General features: G+C 71.2%; 18 protein-coding genes. 12 read left to right on the forward strand and 6 right to left on the reverse strand.

Annotation, left to right across the window (positions count from 1 at the left end):
• Positions 1–138 precede the first annotated feature (138 nt).
• The 8 genes from IEY93_RS34080 to IEY93_RS34115 all read left to right on the forward strand — a co-directional run bounded on the left by IEY93_RS34080 (position 139) and on the right by IEY93_RS34115 (position 8791).
• Complete coding sequence (locus tag IEY93_RS34080) at positions 139–780, forward strand: HAD family hydrolase (protein ID WP_189167298.1); 642 nt, start codon at positions 139–141, stop codon at positions 778–780.
• Between the two features lie 310 nt (positions 781–1090).
• The gene (locus tag IEY93_RS34085; protein WP_189167299.1) at positions 1091–1597 is read left to right on the forward strand and encodes a cellulose synthase; all 507 of its coding nucleotides are present in this window, start codon (positions 1091–1093) and stop codon (positions 1595–1597) included.
• Between the two features lie 473 nt (positions 1598–2070).
• Entirely contained in the window at positions 2071–3063 is a 993-nt protein-coding gene (locus IEY93_RS34090; RefSeq protein WP_189167300.1) for an ABC transporter permease, read from the forward strand.
• Between the two features lie 53 nt (positions 3064–3116).
• The gene (locus IEY93_RS34095; RefSeq protein ID WP_189167301.1) at positions 3117–4898 is read left to right on the forward strand and encodes an ABC transporter substrate-binding protein; all 1782 of its coding nucleotides are present in this window, start codon (positions 3117–3119) and stop codon (positions 4896–4898) included.
• Positions 4899–4985: 87 nt separating this feature from the next.
• Positions 4986–6005 (forward strand): ABC transporter permease, encoded by a 1020-nt coding sequence (locus IEY93_RS34100; RefSeq protein ID WP_189167302.1) that lies wholly within the window; start codon positions 4986–4988, stop codon positions 6003–6005.
• The gene (locus IEY93_RS34105; RefSeq protein ID WP_189167303.1) at positions 6002–7027 is read left to right on the forward strand and encodes an ABC transporter ATP-binding protein; all 1026 of its coding nucleotides are present in this window, start codon (positions 6002–6004) and stop codon (positions 7025–7027) included. Before IEY93_RS34100 ends, IEY93_RS34105 begins: the two co-directional genes overlap by 4 nt.
• Complete coding sequence (locus IEY93_RS34110) at positions 7024–8076, forward strand: ABC transporter ATP-binding protein (protein ID WP_189167304.1); 1053 nt, start codon at positions 7024–7026, stop codon at positions 8074–8076. Before IEY93_RS34105 ends, IEY93_RS34110 begins: the two co-directional genes overlap by 4 nt.
• A 127-nt stretch (positions 8077–8203) precedes the next feature.
• Positions 8204–8791 (forward strand): Uma2 family endonuclease, encoded by a 588-nt coding sequence (locus IEY93_RS34115; protein WP_189167305.1) that lies wholly within the window; start codon positions 8204–8206, stop codon positions 8789–8791.
• 49 nt (positions 8792–8840) lie between these two features.
• Here IEY93_RS34115 and IEY93_RS34120 read toward each other — a convergent pair whose 3' ends face one another.
• The 3 genes from IEY93_RS34120 to IEY93_RS34130 all read right to left on the reverse strand — a co-directional run bounded on the left by IEY93_RS34120 (position 8841) and on the right by IEY93_RS34130 (position 11752).
• A complete protein-coding gene (locus tag IEY93_RS34120) occupies positions 8841–9524 on the reverse strand; it encodes a response regulator (protein ID WP_189167306.1) in 684 nt (227 codons plus the stop codon).
• Positions 9521–10744: a sensor histidine kinase gene (locus IEY93_RS34125; RefSeq protein WP_189167307.1), complete on the reverse strand. Its 1224-nt coding sequence runs from the start codon at positions 10742–10744 to the stop codon at positions 9521–9523. The genes IEY93_RS34120 and IEY93_RS34125 overlap by 4 nt, the downstream gene beginning before the upstream one ends.
• 237 nt (positions 10745–10981) lie before the next feature.
• Entirely contained in the window at positions 10982–11752 is a 771-nt protein-coding gene (locus IEY93_RS34130; protein WP_189167308.1) for a sensor histidine kinase, read from the reverse strand.
• 185 nt (positions 11753–11937) lie between these two features.
• On the opposite strand from IEY93_RS34130, the gene IEY93_RS34135 reads away from it, so the two are divergent.
• Positions 11938–12804, forward strand: a complete 867-nt coding sequence (locus IEY93_RS34135) for a helix-turn-helix transcriptional regulator (RefSeq protein WP_189167309.1) — start codon at positions 11938–11940, stop codon at positions 12802–12804.
• Between the two features lie 10 nt (positions 12805–12814).
• Here the strand turns inward: IEY93_RS34135 and IEY93_RS34140 are convergent, their stop codons facing one another.
• Positions 12815–13030: a DUF397 domain-containing protein gene (locus IEY93_RS34140; RefSeq protein ID WP_189167310.1), complete on the reverse strand. Its 216-nt coding sequence runs from the start codon at positions 13028–13030 to the stop codon at positions 12815–12817.
• The gene (locus tag IEY93_RS34145) at positions 13018–13842 is read right to left on the reverse strand and encodes a helix-turn-helix domain-containing protein (protein WP_189167311.1); all 825 of its coding nucleotides are present in this window, start codon (positions 13840–13842) and stop codon (positions 13018–13020) included. Before IEY93_RS34145 ends, IEY93_RS34140 begins: the two co-directional genes overlap by 13 nt.
• 237 nt (positions 13843–14079) lie before the next feature.
• Between IEY93_RS34145 and IEY93_RS34150 the strand changes: the two genes are divergently transcribed.
• Positions 14080–14343, forward strand: coding sequence for a hypothetical protein (locus IEY93_RS34150; RefSeq protein WP_189167312.1), 264 nt, complete (start codon positions 14080–14082; stop codon positions 14341–14343).
• Positions 14344–14346: 3 nt separating this feature from the next.
• On the opposite strand, the gene IEY93_RS34155 is transcribed toward IEY93_RS34150, so the two are convergent.
• Positions 14347–15207 (reverse strand): RecB family exonuclease, encoded by an 861-nt coding sequence (locus IEY93_RS34155; RefSeq protein WP_189167313.1) that lies wholly within the window; start codon positions 15205–15207, stop codon positions 14347–14349.
• 113 nt (positions 15208–15320) lie between these two features.
• Between IEY93_RS34155 and IEY93_RS34160 the strand changes: the two genes are divergently transcribed.
• Both IEY93_RS34160 and IEY93_RS34165 read left to right on the forward strand, forming a co-directional pair.
• Positions 15321–16457, forward strand: coding sequence for a site-2 protease family protein (locus IEY93_RS34160; protein WP_189167314.1), 1137 nt, complete (start codon positions 15321–15323; stop codon positions 16455–16457).
• Positions 16458–17034: 577 nt separating this feature from the next.
• Entirely contained in the window at positions 17035–18552 is a 1518-nt protein-coding gene (locus IEY93_RS34165; protein WP_189167315.1) for an FHA domain-containing protein, read from the forward strand.
• Positions 18553–18585 lie beyond the last annotated feature (33 nt).

Here is an 18585-nt window from a genome sequence, read left to right on the forward strand (position 1 = left end):
GGAGTTCCAGTTGCATCCCGAGCAGTCCACCTCCGCGTTGATCGTCCACCACCCCGAAGCCAAGTACTTCAACGTCTGAGCCCTTCCGGGCGGCCGGTACGGTCTTCGGTGTACGTGCCGGCACCGGTAGGGAGAACAGTGGACGCGGTCCTCTTCGACATGGACGGAACCCTCGTCGACACCGAGAAGCTGTGGTTCCAGGCCGAGGCGTCGGTCATGCGGCGCCTCGGCGCGGGGTGGACCGCCGCCGACCAGGAGAACCTGGTCGGCGGATCCATGCCGGCCGCCGTGGCGTACATGCTCGCCAAGAGCGGGGCCGAGCGCGACCCTGACGAGGTCGCCGCCTGGATGATCGACTCCGTCCTCGGCCTGCTCGCCGAAGGCTTCGACCTGATGCCGGGCGCGGCCGAGCTGCTCGCCGAGGTCCGCGCGGCCGGCCTGCCCACCGGCCTGGTCACCTCCTCCTCCCGCCTGCTGGCCGACGCCGTGCTCGGCGGCATCGGCGGCGGCTTCGACGTCGTGGTCACCGCCAACGACGTGGACCTGTTCAAACCCCACCCGCAGCCCTACCTCAGGGCCGCCACCGCCCTCGGCGCCGACCCCCTGCGCTGTGCCGCCATCGAGGACTCTCCCGCGGGCGTGGCCTCCGCCACCGCCGCCGGCTGCGCCGTCGTCGCCGTGCCCAGCGTGCTGCCCATCCCGCCGGCCCCCCGCCGCCTGGTGGCCGAGTCGCTCAAGCAGGTCGGCCTGGCCACCCTCCGCGACCTTGTCGGCCGCTGACCGGCCCGCCGTCCCGGCCGGTGCACTCCAGCGCCCTTCCTCACGCTCCCACGACCGGCTCCTGAGGCCCACTGCCTCCCAAGCCCGTGGATGCCTGTCTCTGCTCGTGGAGAGACCAGGGCTTGCTCGCCCCCCCGCTCGTCGTTCACGGCCCCTGGACCGCGCGGACGCGACCTCCCAACGCCGGACGTCCTCCTCGTGCCCGGGCGGGATCCTCCGGGCGGGGGACGGGCCATCCCAAAGGAGGAGATGACGCCGCCGCCCCACGTGCCAGGATGGAAGGGGAAGAGCGACCAAGGGGGGCGACGCGATGTCGTACGACCAGATCGCCTGGCTGCCGCTGTGCGCCGGGCTGACCGCCGCCGGGCTGGTGCTGAGCTTCCTGGCCCTGCGCAGGCGCGGCGCGGCCGCCGGCCTGCGCGGCGCCGCCTGGTCCCTGATCCCGGTCGCCGCCTACCTCACCGGCGCACTGCCCGCCCTGTGGCAGGCGGGCACGGCGGTGGCCGGCTTCCTGACCGGGCTGGTCCTGTCGCCCATGGTCTGGGCCGGAGTGGCCGTGGCCGGCCTGTCGGCCGTGCTGTTCCTGGTCTCCGGCGTCCTGCGCGGCCGGCGCCTGCGGGCCGGGACGACCGCCGGCAAGCGCACGCGGGGAGGCGAGACCGCCACCGGGCCGACGCCACCCGCCGGCGGCGCCGCGGGCGGCACGGCTCCGACCCAGCCACTGCGCCGCCCCGTCCAGTCCCGGCCCGCAGCTCCCGCCGCCGACGACGACCTGTCCGACATCGAGGAGATCCTCAAACGCCGCGGCATCAGCTGATCGATGATCCGGGCCACGATGGGCCCGTCCGCCGGACGTCGTAATGTTAAGTTCACGTAACGGCATCCAGCGCTTCATGATCTTCAAGGATGCTTCCTGGGAACGCCGCGAGTGTCCGCGGCGGCCGTGATCCGGAACGATTTTCCGCTCTCCGCCCGCCTCGGCGGGAGGCTCTCCGGCTCCGCATCCCCTGTCCCCGCGCGGTTTCCGGGTGATGTCACGGTTCCGGGACACAATCCACACAAGCCCCGGACATTCCGTTCAAGATCAACACGAATGAATTTCGCATGAATCACAGTTGAGCCACATAGCGCGCTCAGGTACTGGTCAGTGCAGCTCAGCACGTAGATTCTGCGTCCGGGGGCCGCACACCTGCGGCCTGCCCGAAAGATGGGCGACGCCTGTGGCCACCCGGCGCCGGGCGGTACATCGGCAGCCACACAGTCGTCTGGGATCCAGGGGGCCGAACAACTATGACCGCACCGCTCGATGTCTCCGGCCAGGAGCTCCAGGCCGCGCCGGAGGCCGTGCTGGACGGGGCGCAGGGCAAGGCGATCGAGGGCCGCTCGCTCGGCCAGATCGCGTGGACGCGCCTCAAGCGGGACAAGGTGGCGCTGACCGGGGCCGGCGTCGTGATCTTCCTGATCCTCGTCGCGATCTTCGCCCCGCTGATCGTCAGTTGGTTCGGGCACCCGCCGAACGACTTCAACCAGGACCTCATCAGTTCCGAGACCCTCGCGCCCAAGGACGGCACCGGCATCAGCGCGGACCACCTGTTCGGCGTCGAACCGGTCAACGGCCGCGACATCTTCAGCCGCGTGGTCTACGGAGCCCGCATCTCGCTGCTCATCGCCTTCCTGGCCACCCTGCTGTCGGTGGCCATCGGCACCCTGCTCGGCGTCATGGCCGGCTACTTCGGCGGCTGGGTCGACTCGGTGATCAGCAAGGCGATGGACGTCTTCCTCGCCTTCCCGCTGCTGGTCTTCGCCATCGCGCTCGCCGGCGTCGTGCCCGACTCGGCGTTCGGGCTCTCCGGCGACGCGCTGCGCGTCTCACTGCTGATCTTCATCATCGGCTTCTTCAACTGGCCCTACATCGGGCGCATCATGCGCGGCCAGACACTGTCGCTGCGCGAGCGCGAGTTCATCGACGCGGCCCGCAGCCTGGGCGCACGCGGCCCGTACATCATCTTCCGCGAGATGCTGCCCAACCTGGTGGCGCCGATCCTCATCTACGCGACGCTGCTGATCCCGACCAACATCCTGTTCGAGGCGGCGCTGTCGTTCCTCGGGGTGGGCGTGCGCCCGCCCACCGCCACCTGGGGCGGCATGCTCTCCGACGCCGTGCGGTTCTACACGATCCCGCACTTCATGTTCTTCCCTGGTATGGCGATCTTCATCACCGTGCTCGCCTTCAACCTGTTCGGTGACGGTCTCCGGGACGCCCTCGACCCGAGGGCTCGCTGAGCTCCATTTGTTCCCCGTAAGTTCCCTGGCTGTCGACACAAGGGGTTTTGTAGATGAAGAGAAGAACCACACTGGGGGTGACCGCTCTGGGCGCGGTTCTCGCCCTGGGGCTGTCCGCCTGTGGTGGCGGCGGCGCGGCGACGCCGGGCCAGTCCGGCGCCGCGTCGGCCGGTGGCGGTGACGCCGCGAAGGCGGAGTTCAACGCCGCTCTCACGCAGGTGTTCAACCCTTCTGACAAGAAGGGCGGCATCATCAAGCTCGCCAACGCGGGCGACTGGGACTCCCTCGACCCGGGCGACACCTACTACGGCTACTCCTGGGACTTCATCCGGCTCTACGGCCGCTCGCTGGTGATGTTCAAGCCGGCCCCCGGCAAGGAGAGCGCCCAGCTGATCCCCGACCTCGCCGAGAGCCTGGGCGTCCCGAGCGACAACGCCAAGACCTGGACCTACAAGCTCAAGCAGGGCGTGAAGTTCGAGGACGGCACGCCGATCACGTCCAAGGACGTCAAGTACGGCGTCGAGCGGTCGTTCGACAAGGAGGTGTTCCCCGACGGGTACACCTACTTCAACGACACCCTCGACTGGCCGAAGGGCTACAAGGGCGCCTACAAGTCCAAGGACGCCAACACCGACTCGGCGATCGAGACCCCCGACGACCAGACGATCGTCTTCCACCTCAAGCAGCCCTACAGCGGCTTCGACTACTTCGCGCAGCTCCCGGCGACGATCCCGGTCCCCAAGGACAAGGACACCGGCGCCAAGTACAAGGAGCACGTGATCTCCTCCGGGCCGTACAAGTTCGACAAGAACGAGATCGGCAAGGGCTTCACCCTGGTCCGCAACGAGAACTGGGACCCGGCCACCGACCCCAACCGCAAGGCGCTGCCCGACGGTTACGAGGTCACCACGAACGTCAACGCCGACGACATCGACAACCGGCTCCTGTCCGGTGACCTGCACCTCGACATCGCGGGCACCGGCGCTCAGCCGGCCACCCTCGGGCGCGTGCTGACCGACCCCAACCTCAAGGCCGGCACGGACAACCCGACGATCACCCGCCTCTGGTACACGTCGGTCAACGGCAACGTGAAGCCGCTGGACAACATCGAATGCCGCAAGGCCGTCCAGTACGCCGCGGACAAGGTCGCCTACCAGACCGCCTACGGAGGCGAGTTCTCCGGCGGTCAGATCGCGACCAGCCTGCTGCCCCCGGGCATCCCCGGGCACGAGGACTTCAACCTCTACCCGCCGGGCCCGGACAACCACGGTGACATCGCCAAGGCCAAGGAGCACCTGACCGCCTGCGGCCAGCCGAACGGCTTCGAGACCAACATCTCCTACCGCGCCGAGCGGCCGAAGGAGAAGGCCGCGGCCGAGGCGCTGCAGCAGTCCCTGGCCAAGGCCGGCATCAAGCTCACGCTGAAGCCGTTCCCGCAGGCCGACTACTTCGCCCTGTACGCCGGCAAGCCGGGCTACGCCAAGGACAACAAGATCGGCCTGGCCGTCAACGGCTGGGGTGCCGACTGGCCCGACGGTTACGGCTTCCTGCAGCAGATCGTCGACAGCCGCGTGATCCGCGAGACCGGTGGCTCCTCCAACGTCAGCGTCCGCGACCCCGAGGTCGACAAGCTGCTCGACCAGGCCTCCCTGGAGACCGACGTCGCCAAGCGCGAGCCGATGTGGGCGCAGATCGACCGCAAGGTCATGGAGGACGCGTTCATCCTCCCCGGCATCTGGGCCAAGAGCCTGCTCATCCGCGGCAAGGGCTTGACGAACGTCTACTACAGCGACGCGTTCGGCATGTACGACTACCTCAACATGGGCCTGCAGTAGCCGGCCCGAACCATCCGTAAGTTCCGATAGACACGTGAACGCGGCAGGGGGCCGGCCCACCGGCCGGCCCCCGGAGCCGGGGGGACTGTGGTCACATACATCATCAGGCGCCTGATCTGGGGTGTCGTCATGCTCGCCATCGTGAGCATGATCACTTTTGCCATCTTCTTCCTGGTGCCGCGCCTGGCCGGCGCCACCTCGGAAAGCCTCGCCGCGCGGTACGTCGGCCGCACGGCGACCGCCGAGCAGGTGAAGCTGGCGGCGGAGCGGCTCGGCTTCAACGACCCGCTGGTCGTGCAGTACGGGCGGTTCGCCAAGGGCATCGTCGCAGGTGCCGACTACAGCTACGGTCCCACCGTCGAGCACTGCCCGGCTCCGTGCCTGGGCTACTCCTTCCTGTCCCGCCTGCCGGTGTGGCCCGACCTGCTGGACCGGGTGCCGGTCACCGGGTCGCTGGCCATCGGTGCGGCGATCATCTGGCTGATCGCCGGCGTGGCCACCGGCGTGATCTCCGCGCTACGGCGCGGCAGCCTGTTCGACCGGGCGGCGATGAGCGTGGCCCTGGCGGGGGTCTCCCTGCCCATCTTCTTCACCGGCATCGTCTCGCTGGTCCTGTTCAGCTACGGCCGGCCGTTCGCGATCACGGCGCCCGGCGGCAGCTACACCCCCTTCCTGACCAACCCCGCCCTGTGGGCCTACGGCCTGATCCTGCCGTGGATCACCCTGGCGTTCCTGTACGCCGCCGGATACGCGCGGCTCACCCGGTCGGGCATGCTCGAGACGATGAACGAGGACTACATCCGCACCGCCCGGGCGAAAGGACTGACCGAGCGCGTGGTCGTGGTCAAGCACGGGCTGCGCGGCGCCCTCACCCCGATCCTGACCATCTTCGGCCTCGACCTCGGTCTGCTCATGGGCGGCGCGGTGCTCACCGAGAGCACCTTCTCGCTGCCCGGCATCGGCAAGTACGCCATCGACGCGATCGTCAACCAGGACCTCCCGAAGGTCATGGGCGTGGTGCTGGTCGCCGCGTTCTTCGTCGTCCTGGCCAACCTCCTCGTGGACCTGCTCTACGCGGTGGTCGACCCGAGAGTGAGGCTGGCATGAGCTTCCTTGAGCTTGAGGACCTGCGCATCCACTTCCCGACCGACGACGGCCTGGTCAAGTCGGTCGACGGGCTGTCGTTCTCCCTGGAGCGCGGCAAGACCCTCGGCATCGTGGGCGAGTCGGGTTCGGGCAAGAGCGTGACGAGCCTCGGCATTCTCGGCCTGCACAAGGGCGGCCGGGCCCGCATCTCCGGCGAGATCCGGCTGGACGGCGACGAGCTGGTCTCGGCCGGCCCCGAGCACGTGCGGGCGCTGCGCGGCAAGAAGATGGCGATGATCTTCCAGGATCCGCTGTCGGCCATGCACCCGTACTACACCGTCGGGGCGCAGATCATCGAGGCGTACCGCATCCACAACCCGGTGAGCAAGGCGGTCGCCCGCAAGCACGCCATCGACATGCTCGGCCGGGTCGGCATCCCGCAGCCGGACCGGCGGGTGGACTCCTACCCGCACGAGTTCTCCGGCGGCATGCGCCAGCGCGCCATGATCGCCATGGCGCTGTCGTGCGACCCCGAGCTGCTGATCGCCGACGAGCCGACCACCGCGCTGGACGTCACCGTGCAGGCGCAGATCCTCGACCTGATGCGCGACCTGCAGCAGGAGTTCAACTCCGCGCTGATCATCATCACGCACGACCTCGGCGTGGTCGCCGAGCTCTCCGATGACATCCTGGTCATGTACGGCGGCAAGTGCATCGAGTACGGCACCGCCGAGGACATCTTCGAACGTCCCGAGCACCCCTACACGTGGGGCCTGCTCGGCTCGATGCCGCGGCTCGACCGCGAGCCGACCGAGCGGCTCATGCCGATCAAGGGCACCCCGCCGTCCCTGATCAACGTGCCGTCCGGTTGCGCCTTCCACCCGCGCTGCGCCTTCGAGGGCCGCACCGGCGGTAAGGCGAAGACCGCCGTGCCCGAGCTCCTGGAGACCGAGGGCGGCCACCTGGTGCGCTGTCACATGGCGGGCGAGGAGCGGCGCGCCATCTGGGAGAACGAGATCAAGCCCAACCTGGAGTCGGTGTGAGCGAGACGCCCGAGCCCCTGCTGTCGGTCGAGGGGCTGGAGAAGCACTTCCCGATCACCAAGGGCCTGATCAAGCGGCAGGTCGGCGCGGTGAAGGCCGTGGACGGGCTGACCTTCGACGTCCGCAAGGGCGAGACGCTCGGCCTGGTGGGCGAGTCCGGTTGCGGCAAGACCACGACCGGACGGCTGATCACCCGGCTGCTGGAGCCCACCGGCGGCACGGTGCGCTTCGAGGGCCACGACATCACGCACATGTCCCAGGGCGCGCTGCGGCCGCTCCGCAGGGACATGCAGATGATCTTCCAGGACCCCTACAGCTCGCTCAACCCGCGGCACACCGTCGGTGCGATCGTCGGCGCGCCGTTCCGGATCCAGGGGGTGAAGACCGAGCAGGGCACCAAGAAGGCCGTCCAGGAGATCCTGGAGCTGGTCGGGCTCAACCCCGAGCACTACAACCGCTACCCGCACGAGTTCTCCGGCGGCCAGCGGCAGCGCATCGGCATCGCCCGCACCCTCGCGCTCAAGCCCAAGCTGATCATCGCCGACGAGCCGGTCTCCGCGCTGGACGTCTCCATCCAGGCCCAGGTCGTCAACCTGCTGGAAGACCTGCAGAACGAGCTGGATCTGACCTACGTCGTGATCGCTCACGACCTGTCGGTGGTCCGGCACATCAGCGACCGGGTCGCGGTCATGTACCTCGGCAAGATCGTGGAGATCGCCGACCGCAAGGGCCTGTACGAGAGGCCCATGCACCCCTACACCACGGCGCTGCTGTCGGCGGTGCCCATCCCGGACGTCAAGGCGCGCGGCGGGCGCGACCGCATCCGCCTGCAGGGCGACGTGCCGAGCCCGCTCAACCCGCCGCCGGCCTGCCGGTTCCACACCCGCTGCTGGAAGGCGCAGGAGGTCTGCAAGACCGTGGAGCCGCCGCTCGTCGCCCTGGCGCCCGGCCACCAGGTCGCCTGCCACTTCCCGGAGAACGCCCCTGCTCCGGCGGACGCGGCCCCCGAAGCCGCCGTCCCCGCCGCGCCCGGCGCCGCCACGGAGTAGCACCTGCTCGATCTCCCCCCGCTGACCGTTCCGCCACGCGCCGTTGACCACTCCTCAGGGTGTCCATGTCGTGACGGTGAGTGGATCTGAGCATGGGGGAGCGAAGGATGATCGCTAGGGTGGGGCCATGACGAGTCGCGTGCCCGGTGACTGGTGTCGCTGGATTCCGGATCAGATCACGGCGGAGGACTACACGGCGTTGCCCGAGGACTTCTGCCGCACGATCGAGGTGATCGACGGTCACATCGTCAAGTGCGAGAGTCCTTCGCGTGTGCACAACCGGGTGGGCAGGCGGCTGGCCGCGACCCTGGAGCAGGCACGGAAGCCGGAGCCGTGCCTGCTGGTGGAGACCGACATCGACGTCCGGATCAGCGACGTTCCGCTCAATCTCCGGCGGCCCGATGTCACGGTGTTCCGTCCCCTGCCCGGCGACCGGCGCCTGTACGCCGGCGACGCCGTGATCGTGGTGGAGATCGTCTCACCGGAGAGTTCGTTCCGTACCGACACCGTCGACAAGAAGGCCGCCTACGCCGCGGCCGGGATTCCGGTCTATCTCATCGTCTTCCTGGACCAGGCGGGCGACGAGGTGGTGCTCATCGAGGAGCATCGGCTCATCGATGAGAGGTACGACCTGGTGTGCGGGCACACCAAGCGGCTGTCCCTCGATGACCCGATCTCGGTCGAGGTGTCGTTCGAGGCGCTGACGTCACCGTGACGCAGGCCGGGGAAGGGCGATGCCGGGGCCGTGCGGTCACCTCGGCCGGTCAGGGAATGGCGCCAGGGGTGATCAGGCCGGTCTCGTAGGCGAGCACCACGGCCTGCACCCGGTCACGCAGCCCCAGCTTGGTCAGCACGTTGCCCACGTGGGTCTTGACCGTCGTCTCGCTGACCACCAGCTCGGCGGCGATCTCGGCGTTCGACATGCCCCGGGCGATCAGCCGCAGCACCTCGAGCTCGCGCTCGGTCAGCCGGTGGACGCGGGCCGGAGTGGCCTGCTGGTGCGCCGAGGGCAGCCGGGCGGCGAACTTGTCCAGCAGCCGGCGGGTCACGCTCGGCGCGACGATGGCGTCTCCCGCCGCCACGACGCGGATCGCCTGCACGAGCTCGTCGGGCGGCACGTCCTTCAGCAGGAAGCCGCTCGCGCCGGCGCGCAGCGCCTCCACGATGTACTCGTCCAGATCGAAGGTGGTCAGGACCAGGACGCGCGGCACGTGCGCGCCCGGGGCGGCGTCGCGCACGATGCGCCGGGTGGCGTCGATGCCGTCGACGCCGGGCATGCGGATGTCCATCAGGACGACATCGGGCAGCAGGGCCCGTGACTGGTCCATGGCGGTGGACCCGTTGCCCGCCTCGCCGACCACCGTGAGGTCCGGCTCGGCCTCCAGGATCAGCCGGAAGCCGGTACGCAGCAGCGGCTGGTCGTCGACCAGCAGCACCCTGATAGTCATCTGTGAGAGTCCTCAAGGGGGAATCGGGCTCGGACCTCGAATCCGCCCCCCTGCCGCGGGCCGATTCGCAGGATTCCACCATAAAGCGCCACACGCTCGCGTATGCCCACCAGGCCGTGACCGGGGCGGTCGTCCGAACCGCGCGCGAGGCGGCCGTTCGCGCCGATGCCGTTGTCCTCGACCTGTACCGTCAGCTCGCCGGGGTCGTGGCGGACGGTCACCCACGCCCGCGCGGCGGGCCCCGCGTGGCGCAGGCTGTTGGTCAGGGCCTCCTGGACCAGGCGGTAGGCCGCAAGGTCGATGCCCGGCGGGAGCTCGCGCCGCTCACCCTCCACCCACAGCTGGGCGCGCAACCCGGCCTCGCGCATCTGGTCGACCAGGCCGGGGAGGTCTCCCATGCCGGGCTGGGGCGCGAGCTCGGCGACCTCACCGGCCTCGGCGTCGGTGCGCAGCACGCCGACGATGCCCCGCATCTCGCGCATGGCGGTGCGGCCCATCTCCTCGATGGCCAGCAGGGCGTCCTTGGCGGCCTCGGGCCGGGTGTCGAGCACCTTGCGGGCGGCGGCCGCCTGGACGGTCATCACGCTCACGTGGTGGGCCACCACGTCGTGCAGCTCACGGGCGATGCGCGAGCGCTCCTCGGCGCGGGCGGCGCGGGTGTCGGCGTCCCGCGCCCGTTCCAGCCGCTCGGCGCGGTCGACCAGCTCGGCGAGGTAGACCCTGCGCAGCCGGACCGAGCGGCCCACCACCCACACGGTCAGGGTCACGACCACGGCGAAGGTCTGCTGCAGCCAGCCCTCCCGGCCGCCGCCGGCCACCACCTCGGCCAGGTGGGAGAACGTGCTCGCCGCGGCGGCCACAAGGCTGAGCGCCAGCCCGCGGTGGGTGGCGACGGTGTAGACCAGGACGAGCGAGGCCAGCCTGGACAGCCCCCCGTCGTAGGCGAGGGCCGCCAGGGCGATCTGGGGGATCTCGGCCAGGCAGATCATCGTGAGGGGCCGGAGCCTGCGCGCCGCCACCGGCAGGCAGGCCAGCGTGATGAGGCCGGCGCTGAGGGCGTCGGGCGTGCGGAACGGCCCGTACCCGGCGGAGGGATCGCCCGTACCGGCCAGCACGGCCGTCCAGATCGACAGCCCGGCCAGCACCAGAGCGAGGGCCGAGTCGCCGATCAGGGGATGGGCTCTCAGCCAGGCCCGAGGGCCGCCGGGGGACGTGCGCACCCTCTCAATTTAGGACGTCTGCGCTGCCCGCCACCCTGCTGCGGACGGATATCCGCCTCATCCCGCGGAAGGAGGCGTCCACGGCGTACGGGGAGCCGGCCGGGGTGAGGTGTCGTCGCCGGCGAGGCGGGCGGGTCCGGGCAGGGCGGGGGAGGGGCCGCCGGGAGGATGAGGATGGGGCCGGCGGGAGAGCGGGCCGGTGGGGATGGAAGGCGCTTTCCGGAGCGGGCGGGAGTGTCAGGCGGTGTGTGCCAGCTCGTCGGACGGTTCGCCGGCCGCCCCCGCCGCCGGCAGGCGCAGCACGACGCTCTGGACGCCTCGCGAGCCCGCGGCGAACCAGAGCGTCCCGTTGTGGGCGTGCGCGATGCCGCGGGCGATCGTGAGCTTCAGCCCGCAGTCCCCGGTGAAGGTGTCGAGCCGGGTGAACCGCTTCATCCGCCCGGTCTCCGATTCCGTGCCGAGGGCGCTGACCGACAGTTCGGCGGTGTCGCCGTCGAGGCGGACCCGGATGCTGCCCCCGCCGCGGCGGCGGGCCTCGGACGCCAGGATGGCGAGCGCTCTGCCCAGCTCGGCGCGGACGGCCTCGACGACGACCGGGCCGTCCGGCAGCGGCGCGAGCTCCAGGTCACCGGGGCGCTCGCCGGTCTCCGCCGCGACCAGTTCCGCGAGGTCGACCCGCTCGGGCTCGGCCCGGCCCGCGGCGGTTCCGGCGGTCAGCAGCAGATCGTCGATCGCCTTCTGCAGCCGGCCGACGCCGCCGAGCGTCCGCTCCAGCAGGCACTCGAGGTCGGTCTGCTCGGGGTGCATGCCGGCCTCCTCCAATTCGGCGCGCAAGGCGGCCACCGAGGTCCGCAGCTCGTGCGCGACGTCGGCGGCGAACCTGCGCTGCTCGTCCAGGACGGCCGCGGCCTGGCGGACGGCCAGCTCGGCCAGTCTCCTGGCGTTGTCGGCGTGCCTGCCGGCCTGCTCGGCCTGCTCGAGCGTGGCCCGCAGAACCGGATCGGTCATGACTGTCCCCTCTCTGGCCACCGGCGACCTTCGGCATCGGTCCCCGCTGCTCGTGGTTCTCTTCCAGACAACCATCTCCGAACCGGGAAAAGGGCCGCTGACCTGGCACTCCTCAGACTGGGACCAGCAGTACCAGGATGCCGATGAAACGGAAGAAGCTTGACATTAACCTCCATACTGGACATATGGACCGTGCTGTGGAACTGGGGGAGTTCCTCCGCTCGCGCCGCGCCCGCCTCCGCCCGCAGGACACCGGCACCGATCCCGGGATGCGCCGCAGACGTGTGCCGGGGCTGCGCCGGGAGGAACTGGCGCGCATGGCGGGGGTCAGCGTCGACTACTACACGCGCCTGGAGCAGGGCCGCAGCCGCAACGCCTCGCCGGCGGTGCTCGAGGCCATCGCCCGGGCCCTGCGCCTGGACGACACCGAGCGCGACCACCTGTTCAACCTGGTCGCGCCCGTGCACGGCCACAGCGGCCACGGGCCGCCGCGGATCGCCGCCGAGACCTGGCAGCTGATCGAGAGCCTGGACGCCGGCGGGATGCCGGCGTTCGTCATGGCCAGGAACGGGGACATCCTCGCCGCCAACCGGTTGTTCCGCGCCCTGGTCTTCGACGTCTACGCGGTGCCCTCCCGCGAGCGGAACCTGGTGCGCTTCACCTTCTTCGACCCGCGGGCCCGGGAGCTGTCCTGCGACTGGGACGAGTGTGCCGGCTACCTCACGGCGATGCTCAAGTTCCAGGCCGGCCGCCATCCGGACGATTCGCGGCTCAACGAACTGATCCGCGACCTGATGGACCAGAGCGCCGACTTCCGCCGGCTGTGGGCGAAGTACGACGTCCACGAGCAGATCATGGGCGTGAAGTGCTACAACCACCCGGACGTCGGACGGCTGTCCGTCGCCTTCCACACCATGTCGCTGCCCGGAGAACCCGACCAGAAGCTCTTCATCTACACGGCCACGCCCGGCACCTCCTCCTCCGACGCCCTGCGCCTGCTGGCCAAGCACGTGGAGGAGGGCGGCCTGTCATCGCCGGACGGGCGCCTGTGACCCGCCCGGCTCAACCGGGGAAGTGCCCGGCCTTCACGCCGCGGCTGAACATGTTCCACTCGCGGGCCGCGAACACCAGCGCCGGCCCGGCCGGCCGCTTGCTGTCGCGCACGCCCACCCTGCCGCCGGGCAGGCGGGCCACCTCGACGCAGTTGCCGCCGCTGCTGCCGGAGTAGGGGGAGCGGTACCACGTCGCCTCGCGTAAATCATCCTTCAGGTGGTCCATCGCTGAATCGTCTCCCTGATCAAGTCGAGCGAAGCGCGCCGCGGAAGCGCCTCAGCACGGATCACTTCATACCGGACGGTGAGCTCTTCGACCTCCGCCGCGCGCTCGACGACCTGGCCCTGCCCCGCCGACTCCAGATAGACGGTGTCGGGCAGGCCGCGGGTCTGGGCGATGATGAACCCGCCTTCCAGTCCGGTGGTGCAATATGCGCTGAGCGGGACGATCTGGATCGTGACATACGGCAGCGTGCCGGCCTCCAGCAGGCGGTGCAGCTGGGCCGCCATGATCTCGGCACTGCCGATCGGCCGGTGCAGCACCGCTTCGTCGAGCACCGCCCACAGCATGGGCGGCTCGGGCCGCTCGAAGATGCGCTGGCGCTCCATGCGCGCCGCCACCTGCTCTTCGACGTCCTCGCAGGTCGCCCGCGGCTCGCCGAGCAGGATCGCCCGCGCGTACTCCTCGGTCTGCAGCAGCCCGGGCACCACCAGCGGCTCCCACGTGCGCAGCGTGGCCGCCTCGCGCTCGACCTCCAGCCAGGGACGGAACCACGACGGGGTGGAGGCGCGGTTGATGAACGGCCACAGCCTCAGCAGCGCACCGTCGACTTGCAGGGCCTTGTCACAGCGCTCGGCGAAGTCGCGGGACGGAGTGCGCCGGGCGTTCTCCACCATGCCCACCAGCGCCACCGAGAAGCAGATCTTCTGCGCCAGCTGCTCCATCGTCCAGCCGGCCGCCATGCGGTGCCGCCGCAGCTCATAGCCGAACAGTGCCTGTGCGGAGGCGGCCGGGTCGAGCTCTCGGGGGGCGGGCATCCTGCCTCCGGTTCGTCGTAATCACTGATCTCCGTGACGTCTTCCACATTTCTTTACACAGAAACTGTCGAATACGCAATGGATGTCCATGGGTACGCTGCGTAGCCGACAGGTGGCAGTCTGGGAGGGACGAGCGGCAGACGGGTGCACGACGGAGGCGACGACGAGCATGCCACAGCTTCATCGTGAGGGCACGGGCGCGCCGCGTCCAGTGGCCCGGGGCACGGAGGCGGTCCGATGATCTATCCTTCCCCCGGCCGCACCGACATCCACGAGGCGCAGCGGTGCGCCAACCTCGACACCGTGCGGCGCGTGCGCGAGACCGTGGCCGAGCTGGTGTGCGCCGAGCGCCGCCGGCGGCGGGCCGAGAGGCTGATCGCCGCCTGGTGCCCCGATCGCGTCCGGCTCGGCCAGGCCCTGCCACCCGCGGCGTCCCGCTCCTGTGAGAGGAGCGGAGCGCCGGGGGCGGCCGCCGAGAGCGGGCACGCCGGCGGCCGGTGAATCTCACAGCTCGTCGGTGGCCGCCCGCCGCGCGCCCCGCACCGTGTCGCCGGGACGGCGGTCGGGCACCGGCGGGGGAGTGCCGCCGAACTCCGGGCACAGCTCCTGGTAGTCGCACCAGTCGCAGAGCCTGCTGCGCCGCGCCCGCCACTCCCTGGTGGTGAGCGACCGTTCGATGGCCTCCCACAGCGCCTGCACCTTGCGCTCGGTGGCCCGCAGGTCGCCCTCGTCGGGGGCGTAGCGGACGATCTCGCCGTTGCCGAGGTACATCAACTGCAGCAGCCGTGGCACGGTGCCGCGCAGCCGCCACAGCACCAGCGCGTAGAACTTCATCTGGAACAGCGCCTTGGCCTCGAAGTCGCGGCCGGGGGCGCTGCCGGTCTTGTAGTCGACCACCCGCACGTCGCCGGTGGGCGCCACGTCGACGCGGTCGATGTAGCCGCGCAGCATCAGGCCGCTGTCGAGCACGGCCTCGACGTACAACTCGCGTTGCGCGGGCTCCAGGCGCTGCGGATCCTCCAGCGCGAAGTAGCGCTCGAGCATCTGGCGGGCCTGGCCGATCCAGCGGTCGTGCTCGGTGTCGTCCTCGAACAGCGTGGCGTACTCGGGCGACTGCTCCAGCAGGCGGGCCCACTGCGGGTCGAGCAGTGCCTGGGCCGCGGCGACGGTGCGCTCGGCGGCCGGCAGGTCGTACAGCCGCTCCAGCACGGCGTGGACGAGCGTGCCCCGCACGGCGGCGGGGGAGGGCCGCTCGGGAAGCCGGTCGATCACCCGGAAGCGGTAGAGCAGCGGGCAGGTCATGAAGTCGCCGGCTCGGGAGGGGGAGAGGCTGCCGATGATCGCGGGCGGCTCCGAAACGCTCATGCCGGAACTGTAGGCGAGCCGGACGACACTTCACGCCCGAGACGCCGGTCAGGTAGGCGTTTGCGCGCCCGAAGCCGCGTAGCATCGAGGCACAAGGAGGGAAGACGACCATCATGAGCACCCAGACCCCGCAACGCCCTGCGTCTCCGGGGCTGCGCATGGGAAGCCCCTTCGGCATCCCCGTGTACGTCTCACCGACGTGGCTGATCGTCGCGGCGTTCATCACCTACACCTTCCAGCCCGTGGTGGCGAGCGACCTGCCGGGCAGGAGCACGCTCACCACCTACCTGGTCGCCTTCCTGTTCGCCGTCTTCCTCTACGCGTCGGTGCTGCTGCACGAGCTGGCGCACTGTGTGATGGCCCGCTACTTCGGCCTGCCGGTGCGCCGCATCACGCTCTATCTGCTCGGCGGGGTCTCCGAGATCGAGCGCGAGCCCGAGACGCCGGCGCGGGAGTTCCTCGTCGCCTTCGTGGGCCCGCTGGCCTCGCTGGGTCTCGCCGCCGCAGGTTTCGCCGTCAGCCTGGTCATCCCCAGCGAGACCATCCCGCATGTGCTGATCTGGCAGCTGTGGTTCTCCAACGCCATCGTCGGAGTGTTCAACCTGCTGCCCGGCCTGCCGCTCGACGGCGGCCGCATGCTGCGCGCCGGGGTGTGGAAGCTCACCCGCAACTCCGTCACCGGCACCAAGGCCGCCGCCTGGTTCGGGCGCGGGCTGGCCGTCGCCCTGGTGGGGCTCACCCTCGGCTCCTCCTGGGTCACCCGCCAGGAGCCCGACTGGGGCCAGTTGCTGTGGTCGGTGCTGCTGGCCTCCTTCATCTGGATGGGGGCCAGCCAGTCGCTGCAGGTCGCCAAGGTGCGCGCCCGCATGCCGCGGCTCCAGGCCCGCACGCTGGCCAGGCGGGCCGTCCCGGTCACCGCCGACGTGCCGCTGGCCGAGGCCATGCGCCGGGCCGGTGAGGCACAGGCCGGGGCCATGGTGGTCGTCGACCATGACGGGCACCCGGTCGGCATCGTCAACGAGTCGGCCGTGGCCGCCACGCCCGAGCACCGCCGGCCCTGGGTGACCGTGGGGTCCCTGGCGCGCAGCCTGGAGCCCGCGCTGGTGCTGCCCGCCGACCTGTCGGGCGAGTCGCTGATCGACGCCATGCGCGAGGCGCCCTCCGGGGAGTACCTCCTGGTCGAGCGGGGCGGCGACGTGTTCGGCGTCCTGGTCACCGCCGACGTCAACCGCATCTTCAGCGGCGTCTGACCCGCACCCTGCCGCCCTCGCCGAACCGTCCCGCCAGAGCCGGTGCGCGGGCTCGCCGCGCCGCCGGCCGCTCATCGCACCCGTCTCGATGTGCGCCGGTCCACTCCAGGCCGGCAGCGCCTGGGCTTCCGGCCGGGGTGCCGGCTCCACGTCCTGCCGATCGGTCGCGGAACCGCCCGGCGTCAGCCGGCACCCCGGCTCCACGCCCCTCGCCCGGCCGGCGGAGTCCGCGGAGGGCCCAGCCCGGCCGGTGTCCTGGCCCTTCCCGACGTCTGCGCCGGCTCGGGGCATGAGAGGGTTCGCCGGCTCGGCGACCGCGGCCGGCGCGGCGCACATTCCGGGGACGTGCGCGAGGACACAGAGGTCTTCCTGGTCTGACGGGTTCTGCCGCCGGTGGCCCGGAAAGGACTTCTGGCGTGGTTTTTGCTACGGTCCGGTGCCAGCGGCAGCCTCATCACCCCCCGCCCGTCCTGGCGAGTCCCGGCCCGGCACCACCCGGATCGCGGCCGGCCGGCGGGAACGGCCCGATGCGGTCTTCCGTTGGTCAACTGGTGTCTTCGGGAAGAGGGAGAGTTCTGTGACGGAGCAAGGCGTGGGGGTGGTGCGTCCGCTTCCCGGCAACGGGTTGATCGCCCACGTGGGCGGCCTGCTGCTGGTGTGCGACGCGGCCGACGCCGTCACCGAGGAGCTGCTGAGCGCGGTGCGGGAGACCGCCGCGGCGGGCGGCGACGGCAGGGCCCTGGCCCGGCGCGCCGCCCAGGTCCTCGCGCGGTCGATGGCCGGCGAGCCGGTCGCCTGCGCCCTCGCCGGCCCCGTGGGCGGCGGCATCGCGGTGCTGGTCAGCGGCGACGCCCAGGCATCGGTCACCGGGCCGGGCACCGAGGTCCGGCTCGACGGCAAGGACGCCCTCACCTGGACCGACCGGCTGGTGAGCGGTCCGATCACCGCCGTCGAGCTGCGCCTGCCCGACGCCGGTGCGCCGATCAGCCGGGCCAGGCTGGACGCGGGGGTGATCCCCGGAGGCGGCGTCAACTGCGACTTCACCGGCCAGGGCGACTTCACCGCCGCGCCCGTCCGGCGGTCCGCCGAGACCTCCACCCCGGCGCCCGCAGCCGAGCCGGCCCCGTCATCCGCGAACTCCGCGAGCTACGTGAGCTCCGCGGTGTCCGCGCCCTCCGGGCCGCAGGTGTCGCCGGACCCTTATGGCGCGCCGGGCCCGGCCGACCCCTACGGCGCGCCCGGCTCCTACGGTGCCGACCCCTATGGCGCGGGCCCGTCCGGCTGGGAGCCCGAGCCGATTCGTCACGAGCCCGCCGCGCCGGTGTCCGGTCCGGCCGAGGCGTCCGCGCCACCGGCCGAGCCGGCGCCGTTCCCCGGTCCGCCGCCCGGCGGCACGCCCGGCCCGTCCCCGGCGCACGAGCAGCCGGCGGCCCTGCTCACCGACCCCGAGATGGCCGCCATGCCCCCCGGCGGTCCCGGCCAGGCGGAGACCTTCGGGAGCCCCGCCGGCGCCGGCTTCGAGTCGTACCTGCCCGATGAGGGCGGCGAGGACCGTCCGGGCCCCGGCGGGCCGCTGTTCGAGCCCACCGAGGCCGCGCCGACGCCCGAGCCGCTCAACCGTCCCATGGTCTACGGGGTCGACTGCAAGAACGACCACTTCAACGACCCCCGCGTGCCCTACTGCGCGGTCTGCGGCGTGGCCCTGGTCCAGCGCAACCTGGTGCCCTACAAGGGGGAACGCCCGCCGCTCGGCGTGCTGATGCTCGACGACGGCACGGCGCTCACCCTCGACGGCGACCACCTTCTCGGCCGCGACCCGGAGCGGGCGCCGGAGGTCACCTCGGGCGAGGCGCGCCCGGCCAGGGTGACCAGCCCCGACGGGTCGGTCTCCCGGCGGCATCTGCGGGTGCGGCTCGACGGGTGGGACGTCAACCTGATCGACCTCGGCTCGGTGAACGGCACCCAGGTGCAGCCGCCCGGCGATCCCAACTTCTACGACATCCCGCCGAACGAGCCGGTGCCGATCCTGCCGGGCACCACGGTGCGCATCGGAGTCTCGCGCACCATGCGCTACGAGGCGCACCGCAACGCCTGACCGATGCTCCGGCGGGGCGCCGGCCGATGCTTC

The sequence above is a fragment of the Sphaerisporangium melleum genome, from assembly GCF_014646695.1.
GTDB classification, from domain to species: Bacteria; Actinomycetota; Actinomycetes; order Streptosporangiales; family Streptosporangiaceae; genus Sphaerisporangium; species Sphaerisporangium melleum.